This is a genomic window from Brachybacterium zhongshanense, assembly GCF_055385755.1.
In genome coordinates this window covers 3,135,674-3,155,039 of record NZ_AP043790.1, presented here as the reverse complement: position 1 = coordinate 3,155,039, position 19,366 = coordinate 3,135,674, and the positions used below count along the sequence as shown (strand labels likewise).

Genomic DNA, 19,366 nt, shown 5'->3' with positions numbered 1-19,366 from the left:
GATCACTCCTCGGTGGCGGTGTCGCCGGAGTCGGTCGGGTCGGACGCGTCCGAGCCTAGATCATCGCCCTCGGTGGGCGCGGCATCCGCAGCGGTCTCCACGGGATCACCACTGTCGGGATCGGCGAGCTCCGGTGCCTCGACGCCGTCGAGCTCGTCGTCCTCCTCGGACTCCGCACTGGTGGTCACCAGCAGGATGCGGTCCTTCTTGTCGGGCTTGGCGAAGACCACGCCCATGGTGGTGCGGCCCTTCGGCGGGATCTCGGCGACCCGGGAGCGGACCACGCGACCCTTCTCCATGACCACCAGCAGCTCGTCGGACTCGTCGACGGTCGCGGCGCCCACCAGGTGGCCGCGGTCGTCGGGGAGCTTGGCGACGCGGATCCCGAGGCCTCCGCGGCCCTGGATGCGGTACTCGTCGATCGAGGTGCGCTTGGCGAAGCCGCCGTCGGTGACGGTCACCACGAAGCTCCCCGGCCGTGCGACGTCCATCGCCAGCAGCTCGTCGTCCCCGCGGAACTTCATGCCTGTCACGCCGCTGGTGGCGCGGCCCATGGACCGCAGGACGTCGTCGGAGGCGGGGAAGCGCACGGACTGGCCGTTGCGGGAGACCAGCAGCAGATGGTCGTCGGCGTCGACGGCGCGGGCCGCGATCACGCGGTCGGGCTCGGGACCGTCGGGGCCGTCGATGTCGCGCAGGTTGATGGCGATGATGCCGCCGGAGCGGTTGGAGTCGAAGGCCGTCATGGCGGTCTTCTTCACCAGGCCGGAACGGGTGGCCAGCACCAGGTACTGGGCGTCCTCGTAGGTCGAGATCGCGAGCACCGAGGCGATGTGCTCATCGGGCTGGAACGCCATGAGGTTCGCGACGTGCTGGCCCTTGGCGTCGCGCGGCGCCTCCGGCAGCTCGTAGCCCTTGGCGCGGTAGACCCGACCCTGGTTGGTGAAGAACAGCAGCCACTGGTGGGTGGTGGTCGTGAAGAAGTGCTCGACGATGTCGTCGGCCCGCAGGGAGGCCCCGCGCACGCCCTTGCCGCCGCGCTTCTGGGCGCGGTACTGGTCGGTGCGGGTGCGCTTGACGTAGCCGCCGCGGGTGATGGTGACGACCACGTCCTCCTCGGGGATCAGGTCCTCCATCGACATGTCCGAGTCGAAGGGGAGGATCTGGGTCCGACGGTCGTCGCCGTACCGGTCGACGATCTCGCCGAGCTCCTCGGAGACGATCTGCCGCTGGCGCTCCGGGGAGGCCAGGATCGCGTTGTACTCCTCGATCATGGCCTGCAGGCGGTCGTGCTCCTCGATGATCCGCTGCCGCTCGAGGGCGGCCAGGCGGCGCAGCTGCATCGCGAGGATCGCGTTGGCCTGGATCTCGTCGATCTCCAGCAGCTCCATGAGGCCGGTGCGGGCCTCGTCGGCGTCCGGGGAGCGGCGGATCAGCGCGATGACCTCGTCGAGCGCGTCGAGCGCCTTGAGGTAGCCGCGGTAGATGTGGATCTGCTCCTCGGCCTTGCGCAGGCGGAAGCGGGTCCTGCGGACGATGACCTCGATCTGGTGGCGGGTCCACTCGCGCACGAAGGAGTCGATCGAGAGCGTGCGGGGCACGTCCCCGGCCAGCGCCAGCATGTTGGCGGAGAAGTTCTCCTGCAGCTGGGTGTGCTTGTACAGGTTGTTCAGCACGACCTTGGCGACGGCGTCGCGCTTGAGCGTGATGACGAGCCGCTGACCGGTCCGGCCCGAGGTCTCGTCGGTGATGTCGGCGATGCCCTGGATCTTGCCGAGCTTGACCATCTCCGCGATCTTGCGGGCGAGGGTGTCGGGGTTGACCTGGTAGGGGAGCTCGGTGACGACGAGCGACATGCGCCCGTTGATCTCCTCGGTGGAGACCACGGCCCGCTGGGTGATGGAGCCGCGACCGGTGCGGTACGCCTCCTCGATGCCCTTGGTGCCGACGATCGTCGCGCCGGTCGGGAAGTCGGGGCCCTTGATGCGCTGCAGGCAGGCCTCGAGCAGCTCGGGCTTGGTCGCCTCAGGGTTCTGCAGCAGCCACTGGACGGCGTCGGCGACCTCGCGCAGGTTGTGCGGCGGGATGTTCGTGGCCATGCCGACGGCGATGCCGGCGGAGCCGTTGACCAGCAGGTTCGGGAACCGCGCGGGGAGGACGACGGGCTCGTCGACGGTGTTGTCGTAGTTGCCCTGCATGTCGACCGTGTCCTGGTCGATGTCGCGCACGAGCTCGAGGGCCAGCGGCGCCATCTTGCACTCGGTGTATCGCGGGGCGGCTGCGCCGTCGTCGCCGGCGGAGCCGAAGTTGCCCTGCCCGAGGATCAGCGGGTACCGCATCGACCACGGCTGGACGAGACGCACCATGGCGTCGTAGATCGCCGAGTCGCCGTGGGGGTGGTAGTTGCCCATGACCTCGCCGACGACCTTCGCGCACTTGGAGAAGGAGCGGTCGGGGCGGTAGCCGCCGTCGTACATCGCGTAGACGATGCGTCGGTGCACGGGCTTCATGCCGTCGCGCACGTCGGGGAGGGCGCGCGAGACGATCACGCTCATGGCGTAGTCGAGGTAGGAGCGCTGCATCTCCTGGTTGAGGTCGACCTGCATGATGCGGTCGGCCTCGCCCTCGTCGAGCGGGTCCACGAGCGTGACGGTGCGCTCGGCGGCCTCGGCGCCGGAGAGCTCGGTGGATCCCTCCGGGACGGTGCCGGAGGGCAGGTCGGGAAGGTCGGGAGTCTGTTCGGAGCCGGGGAGGGGCTCCTCCGGGGTGCTCGGGTCCTGCGGGGTGTCGCTCATGCGGAGGGACCTTTCGGGTCGGGCCGGTGTTCAGGCCCCGGGCGCGCCCTGCGGGGCGCGGCGACGGGGGCCGACGGGACGGTGGGGGCCGACGGGCGGGGCCGGGCCGACGGTCGTCGGACGGGCGCCTGGTCGGGCCGACGGATCAGATGTCGAGGAAGCGCACGTCCTTCGCGTTCTCCTGGATGAAGCGGCGGCGGGACTCGACGTCGTCGCCCATGAGGACGGAGAAGATGGTGTCGGCGTCGGCCGCCTCGTCGACCGTGACCTGCTTGAGGGTGCGCGAGTCGCGGTCCATCGTCGTGGTCTGCAGCTCCCGCCAGTCCATCTCGCCCAGGCCCTTGTAGCGCTGGATGCCGTTGTCCTTCGGGATCCGCTTGCCCGCCGCGCGCCCGGCGTCGAGGCTCGCGTTGCGCTCCTCGTCGCTGAACACGTACTCGTGCGGGGCGTTGGACCACTTGATGCGGTACAGCGGCGGCATCGCGATGAACACGTGGCCGAGCTCGATCAGGGGGCGCATGTAGCGGAACAGCAGGGTCAGCAGCAGGGTGCAGATGTGCTGGCCGTCGACGTCGGCGTCGGCCATCAGGATGATCTTGTGGTACCGCAGCTTGGTCGCGTCGAAGTCCTCGCCGATGCCGGTGCCGAAGGCGGTGATCAGCGAGCGCACCTCCTGGTTGTCGAGGGCGCGGTCCAGACGCGCCTTCTCGACGTTGAGGATCTTGCCGCGGATCGGGAGGATCGCCTGCGTGCGCGGGTCGCGACCGGAGACCGCGGAGCCGCCGGCGGAGTCGCCCTCGACGATGAAGATCTCGCACTCGGCGGGGTTCCGGCTGGAGCAGTCGCGCAGCTTGCCGGGCATGCCGCCGGTCTCGAGGGGGGACTTGCGGCGGGTGGCGTCGCGGGCCTTGCGCGCGGCCTCACGGGCCGCGGCCGCGGCCTGGGCCTTGGTGACGATGGACCGCGCCTCGTTCGGATGCGACTCGAACCAGGCGGTGAGCTGGTCGTTCATGATCTTCACCATGAACGTGCGGGCGATCGTGTTGCCCAGCTTGGTCTTGGTCTGGCCCTCGAACTGGGGTTCGCCGAGCTTCACGGAGACGACGGCGGTGAGGCCCTCGCGGATGTCCTCGCCGGTGAGGTTCGGATCCTTGTCCTTGATGAGCCCCTGCGCCTTCGCGTAGCGGTTGACGATCGAGGTGAGGGCCGTGCGGAAGCCCTCCTCGTGGGTGCCGCCCTCATGGGTGTTGATCGTGTTCGCGTAGGTGTGCACGGACTCCGAGTAGGCGGTGGTCCACTGCATCGCGACCTCGGCGGCGATGTGGGACTCGGTGTCCTCCGATTCGAAGGAGATGATCTCGGGGTGGATCACCTCGGCCCGCTTGGCGCTGTTGATGAACTCGACGAAGTCCTCGAGCCCGCGGTCGTACTTGTAGGTCCAGCTGCGGGGCCCCGTCTCGACGCTCTCCGCCTCGTCGCCCTCGATGCCGGCGTCGTCGACCTCGGCGAGGGGCCTCTCGACGGGCCGCTCGTCGGTCAGCGAGATCGCCAGCCCCTTGTTCAGGAAGGCCATCTGCTGGAAGCGCTTGCGGAGGATCTCGACGTCGTAGACCGTCGTCTCGAAGATGTCAGGGTCCGCCCAGAACGTGATCGTGGTGCCCGACTCGGTGGTCTCCTCGCCCTTGTCGAGGGGAGTCAGCGGGGTGCCGCGCCCGTAGGCCTGGCGCCACACGAAGCCGTCGCGCTGGATCTCCACCTCCATGCGCGTCGACAGGGCGTTGACGACGGAGGAGCCCACGCCGTGCAGACCGCCGGAGACGGCATAGCCCCCGCCGCCGAACTTTCCGCCCGCATGCAGCACCGTGAGCACCAGCTCGACGGCCGGCTTGTTCTCGGTGGGATGCATGTCCACCGGGATGCCGCGGGCATGGTCGACGACGCGGACGCCGCCGTCCGCCAGGAGGGTCACCTCGATGGAGTCGCCGTGCCCGGCGAGGGCCTCGTCGACCGAGTTGTCGACGATCTCCCACACCAGATGGTGCAGGCCGCGCTCACCGGTCGAGCCGATGTACATGCCGGGACGCTTGCGGACCGCCTCGAGGCCCTCGAGGACGGTGATGTCCGAGGCGTCGTAGTGGGTGGGGGCATGCGCGGCCGCCTCGCCGGCCGCCATGTGCGGCGCTTCCACGGCCGCGGCCTCGGCCTGTTCGGGCATGGGTCGATCGCTCTCGCTCACCTGGTGTGGCTCCTCGCAGTCCGGGACCCCCGGTCGACTGGAGCACCGGGGGCGGTCCGGCACGGGACGCGCTGCCGGACTCGGCCCATTCTAGCGCGCTGAGGGCCTCTGACCCCGCATCAGACCCTGATTTCTGTGGACAAGTCGACGCGGAAGTGGCCTTCTACGGCCCGGAGCGGGCCCCAGGACCGTTCAGAGGCACCACCGGCGAGGTCCGGTACGCGCCCCGGGGTCCCCGTGCGCCTGCGGGGCATCTGCGGATCTCATCCGTAGGTGTCGCGCGGGCCCCGCCAGGTGACCGTCCGAGGGCCCTTCTTCCAGCTGCGCTGAGCGGCGGCGGGCCCGGTCACACGCATCTCGGACACGACATGCGAGCCCACGTGCTTCTCGATCGAGGTGACGATCTGGGGAGTGATCATCCGCAGCTGCGATGCCCAGGCGGAGGAGGAGGCGCTCACCACCAGCACGCCGTCCTCGAAGGAGACCGGACGGCAATGGGCGGCGACCTGGTCGCCGACGATCTCGTCCCACTCCTCGAGGACCCGGCCGCTGCTCATGCCCTCGTTCCAGCCCAGATCCGAGAGCACACGACGCATGACGCCCTCGATGCCCTGCGGATCACGCGGATCCGGCCGGGCGCCCGAATAGCCCGGCGATCGACCGCTGCGGTCGCGGATGTCGCGCCTCGCCTGGGTCTTCGCCGAGATCGGGAACAGTCCCCGGTCTCGCGCCGCCGCGCGCGAGCGGTTCACCGTCCGACGGGCAAGCTCGAAGGGATCGTCCAGCCGGGGCAGCTCCGGCGGGTCGACGGGCTCCTCGACGGGCGCAGGCCCCTCGCGCCGGACCGGTGCCTCACGGCGGGCGGGCTCCACGCGCCGGATCGGTGCCTCACGGGAGGCAGACTCCACGCGCCGGACCGGCTCCTCGGACCGCACCTCCGGACGCCGACGATCTCCGCCCGGCTCCCGAGGGGAGCGCGGCGGCACAGGACGGGGCTCGACGAGCTGCTCCTCGCCGATCTCGAGCTCGGGCAGCGGATTCGCCGATGCGCTCGAGGGGATGGCCCCTCTCCGAGCGCTCTGGTGCCGATCGATCCGGCGCGAGGGACCGGACGCGGCGCCGGCCTCCGACGACGGGTCCTCGCCTGCACCGTCGGGCGCAACTGCCGGGCGCATCCACGTCGACAGGTCGTAGGGGTTCGCGAGCCTCGGCCGACGCAGCTCCGGATCACCGGCGCGGTCGCCGAGGTCTCCCGCGCCGTCGGCCCCTCTCCATCCGCCTCCGCGGGGCGGTCTCATGGTTCCCGCCTCCTCATGGTTCACGCCTCATCATGACGCCCACCCCGTCCGGGTGCGCGGCACCGCCGATCCGAGGCTCACGTCGACCAGATGGATCTCGCCGTCGAGCGAGGCGGGGATGTCGGTGTCGTTGGCGGTGGTGATGAGCACCTGCGAGGCGCCGGCGACGATACGGCCCAGGCGCTCGCGACGATGCACGTCCAGCTCGCTGAAGACGTCGTCGAGGATGAGGATCGGCTCACCGTCGCCGAGATCGCCCTCCTCGAGCCGCAGCAGATCGTAGGAGGCGAGCCGCAGGGCGAGCGCCAGGGACCATGACTCCCCATGGCTGGCATAGCCCTTGGCCGGGAAGTCGTGCAGCCGGATCTCGAGGTCGTCCCGGTGCGGACCGGTCAGACTCACTCCCCGGTCGATCTCCTCGTCGTGGCGGGAGGCGAGCAGCTCGAGCATCGCATCGTGGATCTCACGGATGCCGGGCAGCTCTCCCGCCCCCGTCCCGAGCTCGTCGAGGACGGCGGAGCGGTAGGCGATGTCCGCTGGGGAGGAGATCTCCCCACGGCGCTCGGGCGGCAGGTCGAGCGCCTGCTCGGCCCCCTCATCGGTCGCCACCCGGAGGTAGGAGTACCCCAGGTGGGGGCGCAGCCTGTTGACCAGGTGCAGCCGTGCCCGCAGCAGCTCGGCTCCATGGCGGGCGAGCTGCTGGTCCCACACCTCGAGCGTGCTCGCGGCGGACTCCGCCGGGTCCAGTCCGCCCACGGATCGGCCCGCACCTCCCCGTCGCATGCTGCGCATCTGCTTGAGCAGGTTGCCGCGCTGCTTGAGGACCCGGTCGTAGTCGGCCCTGACCGCCGCGAAGCGCGGCGCGATGACGAACAGGAGCTCGTCGAGGAAGCGTCGTCGGCCCTCCGGATCCGCCTTGATCAGGCCCAGATCCTCGGGGGCGAACAGCACCGCGCGCACTTCGCCGAGCAGGTCCCTCAGGCGTGCGACGTTCTGCCCCTGGACCCGAGCCCGGTTGGACTTCCCGGGGGTGATCTCGAGGTCGACCTGCAGCGGCCTGCCGGCGCGCACGAAGCTCGCCCGGATGATGGCCGTCGACGATCCGCGATGCACGAGGGCCGCATCGTGCGGGACACGATGGCTGGAGAGGGTGGCGAGGTACCACACGGCCTCGACCACGTTGGTCTTGCCCTGCCCGTTCCTGCCCACGAGCACGGAGATGCCCGGGGAGACAGGCAGCTCGAGGCGAGGGTAGGAGCGGAAGTCAGTCAGCTCCAGGGATGTCAGCTGCACGGGGTCACCCCCGGGGCTCAGATCCGCATGGGCATGATCAGGTACCGGTACGAGGTGTCCGGTGCTCCCTCGAGGGACTCCTGACCGCTCATCACGGAGGGCTTGATCGAGTCGGTGAAGGTCAGCCGGGCGAAGTCGGTGCCGAGCGCACCGAGACCGTCGAGCAGGAAGCCGGAGTTGTAGCCAACGACGAGGTCCTCGCCCTCCAGCTGCGCCTCGAGCACCTCGCTCGCCTGAGCATCGTCACCCGCACCGGCTTCGAGCGCCACCTGCCCCTGCGTGAACGACAGGCGCACAGGGGTGTTGCGCTCGGCGACCAGGGACACGCGCTTGACGGCGTCGATGAGCGCACCGGTCGCGACCACGGCCGTGATCGCGGTGGTCTCGGGGAACAGCCGACGGACCGGCGGATACTCGCCGTCCACGAGGGTCGAGGTCGTCCTGCGACCGCCGGCCTCGAAGCCGATCAGCTTGGCCGAGTCCTCATCGGACAGGGCGATGCTCACGCTGCCCCCGGTGGCGAGGGAGCGAGCCACCTCGTGCAGCGTGCGCGCCCGCACGAGGGCGGTGTGCTCGGCTCCCGGGGTGGCGGGGTTCCAGGTGAGCTCGCGCAGGGCCAGGCGATAGCGGTCGGTCGCCATCAGGGTCATGGTCTCGCCGCTGATCTCGACCTTCACACCTGTCAGCAGCGGAAGCGTGTCGTCCTTCGAAGCGGCCACGGTCACCTGGGAGATCGCCTCCGAGAAGACATCCGCTGCGACGGAGCCAGCACCGGGAGGCATCCCCGGCAGCTGCGGGTACTCCTCGACCGGGAGAGTCGCGAGCGCGAATCGCGCCGACCCGCAGCGGACCTGCAGCTTGGTGCCTTCGAGGGCGATGGATACGTCCTTGTTCGGCAGCGCCCGGACGATGTCGGAGAGCATGCGGCCCTGGACGAGGACCTCACCTGGCTCGTCGACCTCCGCATCGAGGGTGATCTGTGCGCTCACCTCGTAGTCGAACGTGGACAGCTGCAGCTGTCCGGAGCTCTCGGCCACGATCCGCACGCCCTGCAGGATCGGCATGGCCGGTCGCACGGGGAGGGTTCGGGTGGCCCAGGAGACGGCGTCGCCGAGGACGCCGCGATCGAGGTGGAACTTCACCGTTGCCACTCCTTCGCAGTGGTCGCTGTCAGGTCGGAGGACAGCGTATCGGTTCTGCGCACGATCCGCCGACACACCGGCCTCGATCCTTGACATCCGAGGCGCCCCATCGCGCGACAGCCGCCTCCCAGACCCTCTCGTCTCCTCCTCGAGGCTCTCCTCCTGACCCCGCTGATGGCCCGCCGCTCCGTCGGACGCTCCCCGCCGGGCCGTCCACATCCCCCATGAGCACTAAGAGACAGTCCTCTTCTTCACGGCTGTTGATCCTGTGGATGAGCATCGTCGGTGCAGGTGGCTCCGAATGACAAGAAGTCGCGCTCCTCGTGGAGGAGCGCAGGTTCCTCGTGAGGGCTCTGTGCACAGACCGGACGGGTCGGGGGATTCCTGTCATTCGTCCCTCCACATCGGCTCCTGCGACGATGCGCCGCTCTCCACACTGTCCACAGAGTTATCCACATTGGGGATCCTGAGGTCCCTCAGAGGGGTGTCATAATCCTGCCCCGCGCCCTGCGGACCGATGGAGAGGGCGCTCGGACGGGCTGGGACGGGCTCCGGCAAGGACCGCTGTCCACAACCGGGCCGGTGGGCCGAGCGCTCAGCTCCGCGAGGAGGAGCTGGAGCTCTTGATCTTCGCGGTCAGCTCGGTGACCTGGTTGAAGATCGCCCGGCGCTCCTTCATGAGCTCGGAGATCTTCTTGTTGGCATGCATGACGGTGGTGTGATCGCGCCCGCCGAACTCCTCGCCGATGCGGATCAGCGGCATGTCGGTGAGCTCGCGGCAGAGGTACATGGCGATCTGCCGGGCGGAGACCAGCCGCCTGCTGCGCCCGGTCCCGATGATCTCGTCGACCGAGAGTCCGAAGTAGGTGGCGGTCTGGGCGATGATCGTCGACGCCGTGATCTGGGCGCCGTCGTCGTGGGAGAGCAGATCCTTCAGGACGCTCTCGGCGAGCGTGACATCCATGGGCTGCCGGGAGAGGGAATGCAGCGCCTGCACACGGATCAGTGCCCCCTCGAGCTCGCGGATGTTGGTCGCGATATGGGAGGCGATGTACTCCAGCACATCGTGGGGGACCTCTCCCGCATTCTCCTGGGCGACCTTCTTGCGCAGAATCGCGATGCGGGTCTCGAGGTCCGGCGGCTGGACGTCGGTCATCAGCCCCATCTCGAAGCGCGACCGCATCCGATCCTCGAATCCGCCCAGCTCCTTCGGGGGGAGGTCCGAGGTGATGACGATCTGCTTGTCGGTGTTGTACAGCGTGTTGAAGGTGTGGAAGAACGCCTCCATGGTCTCGGGCGCACGCTGCAGGAACTGGATGTCATCGATGAGCAGGATGTCGATGTCGCGGTACCGGCGCTGGAACTCCTGCGCCTTGCCGAACTGACCTGACTGGACGGAGTTGATGAAGTCGTTGGTGAACTCCTCCGAGTTCACGTAGCGCACCACGATATCGGGGTACAGGCTCTGCGCGTAATGGCCGACGGCGTGCAGCAGATGGGTCTTCCCCAGGCCCGAGCCGCCGTAGATGAACAGCGGGTTGTAGGCCTTGGCGGGCGTCTCGGCGACCGCGGAGGCGGCGGCCGCGGCGAAGCGGTTGGACGCACCGATCACGAAGGTCTCGAAGGTGTACTTCGAGTTCAGGCGGGAGTCCTCGCCGAGCGTCCCCTGGGATGCGGAGCCGGTGCTCGGACGGCCGCTGCGGAAGGGCGTCGGCAGCGGGGAAGGGGCGCTGGAGCCCGTGAACGCGGAGGAGACGGCGTAGTCGCCGCCCTCTGCCGCCTCGGCGCTCAGGGAGCTCGCCGAGAAGCGGGGGCCGCCCGGCAGGGGGGCGCGCCCCGTGGGGGACGCCGAGGGCTGCACCGAACCGGCGTCACGCCGGAAGCGGGAGCTGTGGACATCCTGCCCGAAGTTGTCCACATCCCTGTCCACATTGTGCACAGACGGGCTGGAGGATGCCGAGGTCACAGCGGCGATCGGGGGTGTGTCGTCGTCGTCCCCATCCATCAACAGCGACTCGTCGACGGAGACGGCCAGACGGATCTCCCGGCCCGCGGCCTTGGACAGGGCCGCCTTCAGCTCCCGGTCGATGCGATGCTCGAAGAGCTCCTTCGCCGAGGTGTTCGGTGCTGCGACCAGGGCGGTCTCTGCGACGATCGCCATCAGCCGGGAGAGCATGAGCAGCGCGACGACCCGCTGGGAGACGGCGCTCTCGCGGCGCAGGATCTGCAGGGTGCGGTCCCAGATCGCGTCCACGGACTCGTCGTTCATCGGGCTCTCCAGGGCAGGGTCGGGGACTGTCGAGGTAGTTTTCCACAGTATCCACGCCATTGTGGACCACTGCTGTGGATCACTGGGCCGCTCCGGCGCCGACGGACGTCGGCCGCGCGCACGGCCGACGGGCGCAGGACGGCGATATCGCACCGGCACTCCGCGGAACGGGGAGCGGCGCGTGAGAATCCGGCCACACCTGCCCTGCGGCAGGCCACGTTCCGTTGACCCGCCCAGGGGTGCCGCCTAAGCTCGTGCAGTCAGCGCTGCGCGCCGGCTCGCTGCGGTTGCTCGGATCACCACGATCCGTCCGCGGGGTCGGCTCGGTCTCATGGCAGTCGCCCTGCGAAGCAGGTGCGCCCGACGCGATCGTCCGTGCAGCACGCCCTATACCGCCGCGAGGGCGCACCCGTGCCCGCGAACGAGGAGAACCGATGAGCAAGCGCACGTTCCAGCCGAACAACCGCCGTCGTGCCAAGAAGCACGGCTTCCGCGCCCGCATGCGCACCCGCGCCGGCCGCGCGATCATCAACGCCCGCCGCTCCAAGGGCCGCGCCGAGCTCTCGGCCTGAGGCTGAGGGCCGACGGGTCCGGGGCCATGTCCTGGTCCCAGCACCGGCTCCGCTCCGGCGACGACTTCCGCGCCGTCACCCGTGGTGGCGTGCGCGCCGCACGATCCCACGTGGTGGTGCATCTTGCTCTGCTCCCGCAGCAGGGCGATGCGCCCCGCGTGGGATTCGTCGTGTCCAAGAAGGTCGGCAACGCCGTGGTGCGCAACCTCGTGACCCGTCGGCTGCGGGAGATCGTGCGCGCCCATCTCGATCGCTTCCCGGCAGGGTCGTCGGCCGTGATCCGCACGTCGCCGGGCATCGACGATCTCGCGTTCACTGACCTCGAGGATGAGGTGCTGGGGGCGCTCGGGTCGGCGACCCGCAAGCTCGAGCGGCGTCGTCGCGACGCAGTGCGGTCGGAGCCCTCTGAGGCGACGGCGCCATGAGCGCCCCCCATGGAGCCCTGCCGGCGTCCTCGTGGGCGTCGCGGGTCCTGCGCCTGCCGAGGCTCCTGCTCGTGCTCCTGGTGCGCGCATACCAGCTGGGCATCTCCCCGTACACGCCGCCCGCCTGCCGGTACGAGCCGGTCTGCTCCCAGTACGGCGTCGACGCCCTGAGAGCGCACGGCGCCCTCAAGGGGACGCTGCTGACCGTCGCCCGGATCCTCCGGTGCAACCCGCTCTCCCGGGGCGGTCCCGATCCTGTGCCGGCGCCCGGCATGTGGAGGAATCCACGCCGACTGCGGCACCCAGGTCCGTAGGGCCTACCCTTGTCCGAGACTCCCGACCACAGCCGTCACATCGTATGAACGTCATGCGCATCCGGGCGGCAGGAAGACCAGGCCGATGAATCCCCTCTACCCGATCGAATGGGCCGTCGCATGGGTCATGGTGAAGTTCCATGCCCTGCTCTCGCTGTTCATGGACGCCGACTCCGGCTGGACCTGGCTGCTGTCGATCGTCGGCCTCACGGTCGTGGTGCGCACCGTCATCACCCCGCTGTTCGTGCGGCAGATCCGATCTTCGCGCGCGATGCAGACGGTCTCCCCGCACCTGCAGGCCATCCAGAAGAAGTACAAGGGCAAGACCGACCAGGAGTCCCGCCAGAAGATGGCGGAGGAGATGCAGGCCATCTACAAGGAGGCCGGTGCGAACCCGCTGTCCTCCTGCCTGCCGGTGCTCCTGCAGATGCCGATCTTCTTCGCCCTGTTCCGGGTGCTGTTCTACAAGCTCCCCGAGGCCGCCGACGGCGCGAGGTTCGGTCCCCTGACCGTCGATCTGGCCTCGAGCGCCTACCACGGCAGCCTGCTCAACGGCGTCACCATCGCCGACAGCTTCCTCAACTCCGGTGACGGCGGGGTCTCCACGAAGGTCTTCTCCGGCATCATCATCGCCCTGATGTGCCTGACGACCTTCATCACCCAGAAGGAGCTGACGATGCGGAACATGCCGCCGTCGGCCCTCGAGGGTCCGATGGCGAGCACGCAGAAGATGATGCTGTACATGCTCCCGTTCATCTACGTGATCACGGGTCCGGGCATGCCGATCGGTGTGCTCATGTACTGGCTCACGACGAGCATCTGGACGCTCGGCCAGCAGCTGATCGTGGTGCTGACCTATCCCACGCCCGGCTCCCCGGCGGAGACCGCCCGGCATGCGCGCATCAACGCCAAGCGCGAGCGCAAGGGCCTCGAGCCGCTGGACTTCACGCCGAAGAAGCCGGTCCAGGTGATCGATGAGGAAGCCCCGATCCGCGTGCAGCCTAAGAAGAGCGACGGCGGACGCAAGCTCTCCGACGAGGAGCGCCTGGCCCGCGCCCGCGAGGCGCGCGCGAAGGCCCAGGAGGAGCGTCGCAAGCGCATGGCCGAGCAGGCCGAGCAGCAGGGCTCCGACGGCGGCTCCTCGCATGGCAAGGGCACCAAGAAGAAGCGCAAGTGACCTCTCCCCGGGAGCGCCGGCGCTCCCGGGGATCCCTGTTTCCCCTGCACTCCGGAGGACTCCATGAACGACACCACTGCCACGCCCAGCCCTGAGGCGGACGAGGACGTCCGCACCGTCGGGACGAACGCCGAGGAGCCGGCCGACGGGTCCGGCGCCGATCCGTCGGCCGCGCCCGCTGCGTCATCCGCCGATGGGCCGACGACGGGCGATGCGCCCGGTTCGGACGAGGCCGATGCCTCCGACGTCGAGTCTCCTGAGGAGCGGGTTCGCCGCCTCGAGGAGGAGGGCGACATCGCCGCGGACTACCTCGAGGAGCTTCTGGACATCGCCGACCTGGACGGCGACATCGATATCGATGTCGACGGGGACCGCGCGTCCGTCGAGATCCGCGGTGCGGAGCAGCTGGCGACGCTGAACCGGCCGAAGGGAGAGCTGCTGGACGCTCTCCAGGAGCTCACGCGCCTGGCGGTCCAGACCCGCACCGGCAATCGCTCGCGGCTGATGCTCGACATCGGCGGCTTCCGCGCTGAGCACAAGGACTCGCTCGAGCAGCTCGCCGCCGAGGCCGTCGAGAAGGCGCGCAGCGAGGGTGCACCGGTCCCGCTGCGACCGATGAACCCGTTCGAGCGGAAGGTCGTCCACGACGTCGCCAAGCGCGAGGGGCTGCGTTCGGAGTCCGACGGGGACGGCAAGGGCCGCCACGTCGTCATCTATCCGACGGCCTGAACCGCGAGCTGATCGTCGTCCCCATCCGCATCGCCCTCTGAGGACCTGGAGGTTCTTCCCGCTGTGCTTCCCCTGCCCGACCATCTGCGAGCTCCGGCCGAGCGCCTCTTCGGCGACCGGCTGGATCTTGCGCGCCGTTTCACGGACATGCTCGCCGACCAGGGGCCGGAGCGCGGCCTCATCGGGCCGCGAGAGGTGGACCGGCTGTGGGAGCGCCATGTCATCAACTGCGCACTGATGGCTGACGCCGTCCCCGAGGGGACCCGCACGCTGGCGGACGTCGGCTCCGGGGCCGGACTTCCGGGCATCGTGCTGGCGATCGCCCGCGGCGACCTCCAGGTCACCCTGATCGAGACCATGCAGCGCCGCACCGCCTGGCTCGAGGAGGTCGATGCTGAGCTCGGTCTCGGCATCGAGGTGGTGCGCGCCCGCGCGGAGGAGCTCCACGGTCGCCGCAGCTTCGAGACGGTCACGGCGCGGGCCGTCGCGGCACTGGACAAGCTGGCCCGCTGGACCCTCCCTCTCGTGGAGGAGGGGGGACAGCTGCTGGCGATGAAGGGAAGCTCCGCAGCGGACGAGGTGGACCGGGCCGAGAGGACCCTCTCCCGCCTCGGCGGTATCGATCCGATCATCGTGCGGTACGGCATGGACGAGGTCGAGGTTCCCACTACAGTGGTCCAAGTGCGTCGTCGCGCACTGGAATCCAGGAAGGGAGATCCGCGTGGCTGACCTTCACGAAGGGTCCTCCCTGAGCAAAGGGGACTTGGAGGACACTCCTCTGATGCGCGAACTGCAGCGGGACCATGAGCGGAGGGAAGTCCTCGAGGGTCTGCGATTCTCCGCCCCCGAGAGCACCCGGATCATCACGGTCGCCAACCAGAAGGGCGGGGTCGGCAAGACGTCCACCACCGTCAACATCGCTGCCGCGCTCGCCCAGGGCGGGCTGCAGGTGCTGGTCATCGACGGCGATCCTCAGGGCAACGCGTCCACGGCGCTCGGCATCGAGCATCATGCGGAGGTCGCCAGCATGTACGAGGTGCTCGTGGAGTCCGCCCCGATCTCGGACGTGGTCCAGCCGGTCGCGGACATGGACAACCTGTGGTGCGCCCCGGCGACGATCAACCTCTCCGGAGCCGAGATCGAGCTGGTCTCCCTGGTCGCCCGCGAGAACCGGATGCGCAATGCGATCCGCGACTATCTCGCCCATCGGGAGGACGAGGGCCTTCCGAGGCTGGACTACGTCCTGGTGGACTGTCCCCCCTCGCTCGGACTGCTGACCGTCAACGCGCTGGTCGCAGCCCGCGAGGTGCTCATCCCGATCCAGGCCGAGTACTACGCGCTCGAGGGTCTCTCCCTGCTGCTGAGCAACATCGACCTGATCCGGCAGCATCTGAACCCGGAACTCGTGGTCTCCTCGATCCTGATCACGATGTTCGACGCGCGCACGAGACTCGCCGCTCAGGTGGCGGAGGACGTCCGCGAGCACTTCCCCGAGCAGACCCTCAAGATCACGATCCCGAGGTCGGTGCGGATCTCGGAGGCGCCCAGCTACGGGCAGACAGTGCTGACCTATGACCCTCATTCGAGCGGGGCCCTGGCGTACCGGGTCGCTGCGCATGAGCTGACCACGCGATCGGCACCATGAGTATGGTCGCGGACGATCCGAACGCCGTCCCGGAGGGGGCACGTCGCGCCGACGGCAAGAGGCGATCACCACGGTGGACATGTATTCCGGAAGGACGACGGAGATGACGCAGAAGCGAGGACTCGGACGGGGTCTCGGCGCCCTGATCCCGGGTGCGGGAGCACCCGCGGCCGCCCCGGAGCTGCGCACTCGCACCCAGGCAGGGGACGCGGACAGGACAGGCCGGAGCGCTTCACCACGACCGGTCGACATGTTCTTCACCGGTGACCGGGTCGATCGCGAGGAGGAGGACACGCAGCGCGAGCGCGGCCGGTCCCGCGACCTGGCGGGCGATATGGCACGGGCGGCCGCCGCCCGACGCAGCCGCTCCGGAGCATCCCGGGGCGCCGGCGCTCGTGGGGGCTCGGCGAACTCTGCGGCCTCTGCGGCGTCCCCTGCATCGCCGTCCTCTCCCGCGACGGCGTCGGAGCGGACGACCGAGCCGGCGCCCGCGGAGCGGGAGAACAGCTCCACCGCGGCGACGGCCGAGGCGAAGGCTCCTGCGAAGAAGGCTCCCTCAGCGAAGAGCACGGCGAAGAAGGCCCCGGCGAAGACCGCGGCTGCGAAGAAGGCTCCGGCGAGCAAGGCACCCGCGAAGAAGACCTCTGCCACGAAGAGCACGGCGAAGGCCGCTCCTGCGAAGACTGCCGCCACGAAGGCGCCTGCCTCGGAGAAGGCCTCGTCGAAGAGTGCGACGGCTCAGAAGGCTGGTACGAAGGCGGCGTCGATGTCGAGCTCGACGGGCACTGCGAAGCCGACGTCCCGGACTGCGAAGGCGGCCGCTGCCAAGACCGAGCCGGTCACGAGCGCCCCGTCGACGGAGGACACGGCCCCGACGACGGCGACGAGCCCCGTCGTCGAGGAGAGCCCCGTCGTCGACGTCGAGAAGGTCGAGCTGACTCCCGCGGTCGAGGCGGCCGCAGGATCCGCGGACGATGATGCCGCAGAGCCGGCTCGACCGGTTGAGTCGACTGAGGGGCCGGAGCCGACTGAGCAGTCCGGACCTGGTGAGCGTGCGGAGAGTCTTGGCCAGGTGATCCCAGCGGCCGCCGCGGACACCGACGGAGAATCGTCGGAGGTCGAGACGGACCAGATCTCAGCCGCCCAGGAGGCATCCGAGGTCGACGACTCCGAGGAGCGGCTCGTCCCCGTCCCTGGTGCAGTGTTCGCCGAGATCCCGATCGGCGAGATCCGGGAGAACCCGCGCAACCCTCGCACCCTCTTCGACGACGACGAGCTGGATGAGCTCGCCTTCTCGCTCCGCGAGGTCGGCGTCCTGCAGCCCGTCGTCGTGCGTTCGATCCCGGTCACCGCCGACGGTGAGTCCTTCGAGCTCGTCATGGGCGAGCGCCGTTGGCGGGCGGCCCGACGAGCCGGCCTCACCTCGATTCCCGCGATCATCCGGGAGACGAGCGATGACGACCTCCTGCGCGACGCTCTGCTTGAGAACCTGCACCGTTCTCAGCTGAACCCGCTCGAGGAGGCCAACGCCTATCAGCAGCTCCTTGAGGACTTCGGCTGCACCCAGGATGAGCTGGGAGAGAGGATCGGTCGCTCGCGGCCGCAGATCAGCAACACCCTGCGACTGCTGCGACTGCCTGCTCTCGTCCAGCGTCGGCTCGCCAGCGGTGCGCTGAGCGCCGGCCACGCCCGTGCCCTGCTCTCGCTGGATGACCCGGCGCTGATGGAGGAGCTCGCGCAGAGGATCGTCTCCGAGGGCCTCTCCGTGCGCGCTGTGGAGCGTCTGGTGTCCGCCGGCGGAGCGCAGCAGACGACGGGGCAGCGCGCCCCCCGCCGCTCCACCTACGACCCGCACGTCGTCGATCTGACCAGCCGTCTCGCCAATCGTCTGGAGACCCAAGTCCGCATCGACGTCGGCAAGCGCAAGGGCCGGATCACACTCGAGTTCACGAACCTGGATGATCTCGAGCGCCTGATCGGGACTCTCGGTGTCGACCCGACTCCGGCGGAGCAGACGGAGAACGTCGGGTCCTCGGACTCCTGATACCCGGCCCCCTCACCCTCTCCTCAGGGCGGAGGGGTCTGGTCTCCGGTCCCGTCGTACATCATCGTCCGTCATGGACCCTCGCCGCTGCGGGGAGGGTCGGCGACCGCGTCGGCAGGCTGATCAGCACTCGGCTGGCAGATCGTCGCTCGGCTAGGCGGACAGGCCTGCACTTCGAAGGTGCCCCAGCGGAGCTGGCGATCCTCCTTGCTCCGGATCCAGATACTGGGAAGCAGGACCGACAGGCAGTCGGATGCCGGTCGAGACGATCGCCCGACACCGGTGAGGGGAGGGTGACCGTCTCCCGCGGTCCTGTGCGGCGCCCCGCTGCCCTCTCCGACCCCCGAGCGGCCGTTGCGCGACCGCTCGCGGCAGTTGTGCATCCCCTCGCGGCCCGTAGTGCGTCCCTGTGGGCCCGTTGGCGAGACGTACGGAGACAGAGACGCTCCTAGGGTGGGTTCTCGGGTCTCTTCGGCTTCTGGGGCTCGTTGTGCACCCCGCTGGAACCGGTGGGGTCTCAGGCTGCGGGGATCTGTTCCCAGAGCTGGCAGCAGCTCGACTGTGCGGTAGGACGAGCGAAGAACCTTCTGACAGCCCCGACCTCGAAGCGTATCCACCGCTCACGGGGAGGCATCTGACGCCTCTGATCTGGCCACGGGCATGGCGGACAAGGAGAGGATAGTTAGACTATCCAAGGCTGGTCTTCGGATCACGCTGGTGCGAGAGGGCTGAGGGGGTCCCGGCTGACCGCGTTGGGCCGCACCGCACGTGTCTCCGGAGCGTCAATTCAGCGAGTGGCTCCACCATCCCCAGCATGTGCACGGCGTGTGCATACAGAGCCGTTCCACGCGAAACATAAAAGCCAGCCCCAGGTCAGAGGCACATTACGACCTTGTCCACCAATGTGCACAACTCTGTGGATGATGATCGCTCCGCTGGTTCGGTGCGGATGTACCGTCCCCCGCCCGCTCGGTCGGGGGTCGACCAGGGCACCGTAGTAAGCTCGAATCTGAAGGTGAGTGCACATTGGCCAAGCAGATCGGCAGCGTTCCGAATGTGCGATCTGCCGGTCGATCCCGGGGCCGACGCCGACTTCCTGTGGGTCAGACAGCTGGGTAGCCGTCGATGGTGCAATGTTTCCCGTGGAACCAGGCCTACAAGAGCACCGTAGAGTGCGGGACCCATCGGGGCTGCGCTTCCGTCGCCGACGGCCAATCTTCTCACAGCACCGAGCGTCGTTGGTTTCACGGGAAACCATAGACGTACGAGCGCGTTCAAACTGAGCGACTGGATCCGCTCCTCTGGATCTCTGTGAGCGTAGAGCCTACGAACCCCCCCCCGGAGGGGGGTTGCGTCCGCTGCGCCCCAGAGAGCAGTAACTTCTGGATCGTCGAGTCTCGGGTAGGCGGACACCCGGAGCCAGAGGA

14 protein-coding genes are annotated in these 19,366 nt (G+C 69.1%); 8 read left to right on the top strand and 6 right to left on the bottom strand.

The window, feature by feature from the left end; all coding sequences use genetic code 11:
- Positions 1-2 precede the first annotated feature (2 nt).
- The 6 genes from gyrA to dnaA form a co-directional block, all read right to left on the bottom strand.
- Complete coding sequence (gene gyrA, locus ACZ5AJ_RS13970) at positions 3-2,795, bottom strand: DNA gyrase subunit A (protein ID WP_464135646.1); 2,793 nt, start codon at positions 2,793-2,795, stop codon at positions 3-5.
- 145 nt (positions 2,796-2,940) lie between these two features.
- Complete coding sequence (gene gyrB, locus ACZ5AJ_RS13965) at positions 2,941-5,031, bottom strand: DNA topoisomerase (ATP-hydrolyzing) subunit B (protein ID WP_464135645.1); 2,091 nt, start codon at positions 5,029-5,031, stop codon at positions 2,941-2,943.
- A gap of 263 nt (positions 5,032-5,294) precedes the next feature.
- A complete protein-coding gene (locus tag ACZ5AJ_RS13960; RefSeq protein WP_464135644.1) occupies positions 5,295-6,329 on the bottom strand; it encodes a DciA family protein in 1,035 nt (344 codons plus the stop codon).
- Positions 6,330-6,359: 30 nt separating this feature from the next.
- Positions 6,360-7,622 carry a DNA replication/repair protein RecF gene (gene recF / locus ACZ5AJ_RS13955; protein ID WP_464135643.1) on the bottom strand — a complete coding sequence of 421 codons (1,263 nt, stop codon included), beginning with the start codon at positions 7,620-7,622 and terminating at the stop codon, positions 6,360-6,362.
- 17 nt (positions 7,623-7,639) lie between these two features.
- Positions 7,640-8,764: a DNA polymerase III subunit beta gene (gene dnaN, locus ACZ5AJ_RS13950; protein WP_464135642.1), complete on the bottom strand. Its 1,125-nt coding sequence runs from the start codon at positions 8,762-8,764 to the stop codon at positions 7,640-7,642.
- Between the two features lie 595 nt (positions 8,765-9,359).
- Complete coding sequence (gene dnaA / locus ACZ5AJ_RS13945; RefSeq protein WP_464135641.1) at positions 9,360-11,033, bottom strand: chromosomal replication initiator protein DnaA; 1,674 nt, start codon at positions 11,031-11,033, stop codon at positions 9,360-9,362.
- 434 nt (positions 11,034-11,467) lie between these two features.
- On the opposite strand from dnaA, the gene rpmH reads away from it, so the two are divergent.
- The 8 genes from rpmH (at position 11,468) to ACZ5AJ_RS13905 (ending at position 17,939) form a co-directional block, all read left to right on the top strand.
- Entirely contained in the window at positions 11,468-11,605 is a 138-nt protein-coding gene (gene rpmH / locus ACZ5AJ_RS13940; protein ID WP_376981537.1) for a 50S ribosomal protein L34, read from the top strand.
- Between the two features lie 26 nt (positions 11,606-11,631).
- Complete coding sequence (gene rnpA, locus ACZ5AJ_RS13935; protein WP_464135640.1) at positions 11,632-12,030, top strand: ribonuclease P protein component; 399 nt, start codon at positions 11,632-11,634, stop codon at positions 12,028-12,030.
- Positions 12,027-12,344: a membrane protein insertion efficiency factor YidD gene (gene yidD, locus ACZ5AJ_RS13930; RefSeq protein ID WP_464135639.1), complete on the top strand. Its 318-nt coding sequence runs from the start codon at positions 12,027-12,029 to the stop codon at positions 12,342-12,344. The genes rnpA and yidD overlap by 4 nt, the downstream gene beginning before the upstream one ends.
- Before the next feature lie 85 nt (positions 12,345-12,429).
- Entirely contained in the window at positions 12,430-13,521 is a 1,092-nt protein-coding gene (gene yidC / locus ACZ5AJ_RS13925; protein ID WP_464135638.1) for a membrane protein insertase YidC, read from the top strand.
- 63 nt (positions 13,522-13,584) lie between these two features.
- Positions 13,585-14,250, top strand: a complete 666-nt coding sequence (locus ACZ5AJ_RS13920) for a Jag family protein (RefSeq protein WP_464135637.1) — start codon at positions 13,585-13,587, stop codon at positions 14,248-14,250.
- 63 nt (positions 14,251-14,313) lie between these two features.
- A complete protein-coding gene (gene rsmG / locus ACZ5AJ_RS13915; protein ID WP_464135636.1) occupies positions 14,314-14,979 on the top strand; it encodes a 16S rRNA (guanine(527)-N(7))-methyltransferase RsmG in 666 nt (221 codons plus the stop codon).
- Between the two features lie 52 nt (positions 14,980-15,031).
- On the top strand, positions 15,032-15,895 hold the full coding sequence (locus ACZ5AJ_RS13910; RefSeq protein WP_464135635.1) for a ParA family protein: 864 nt from the start codon (positions 15,032-15,034) through the stop codon (positions 15,893-15,895).
- 934 nt (positions 15,896-16,829) lie between these two features.
- Positions 16,830-17,939, top strand: coding sequence for a ParB/RepB/Spo0J family partition protein (locus tag ACZ5AJ_RS13905; RefSeq protein WP_464138777.1), 1,110 nt, complete (start codon positions 16,830-16,832; stop codon positions 17,937-17,939).
- Positions 17,940-19,366 lie beyond the last annotated feature (1,427 nt).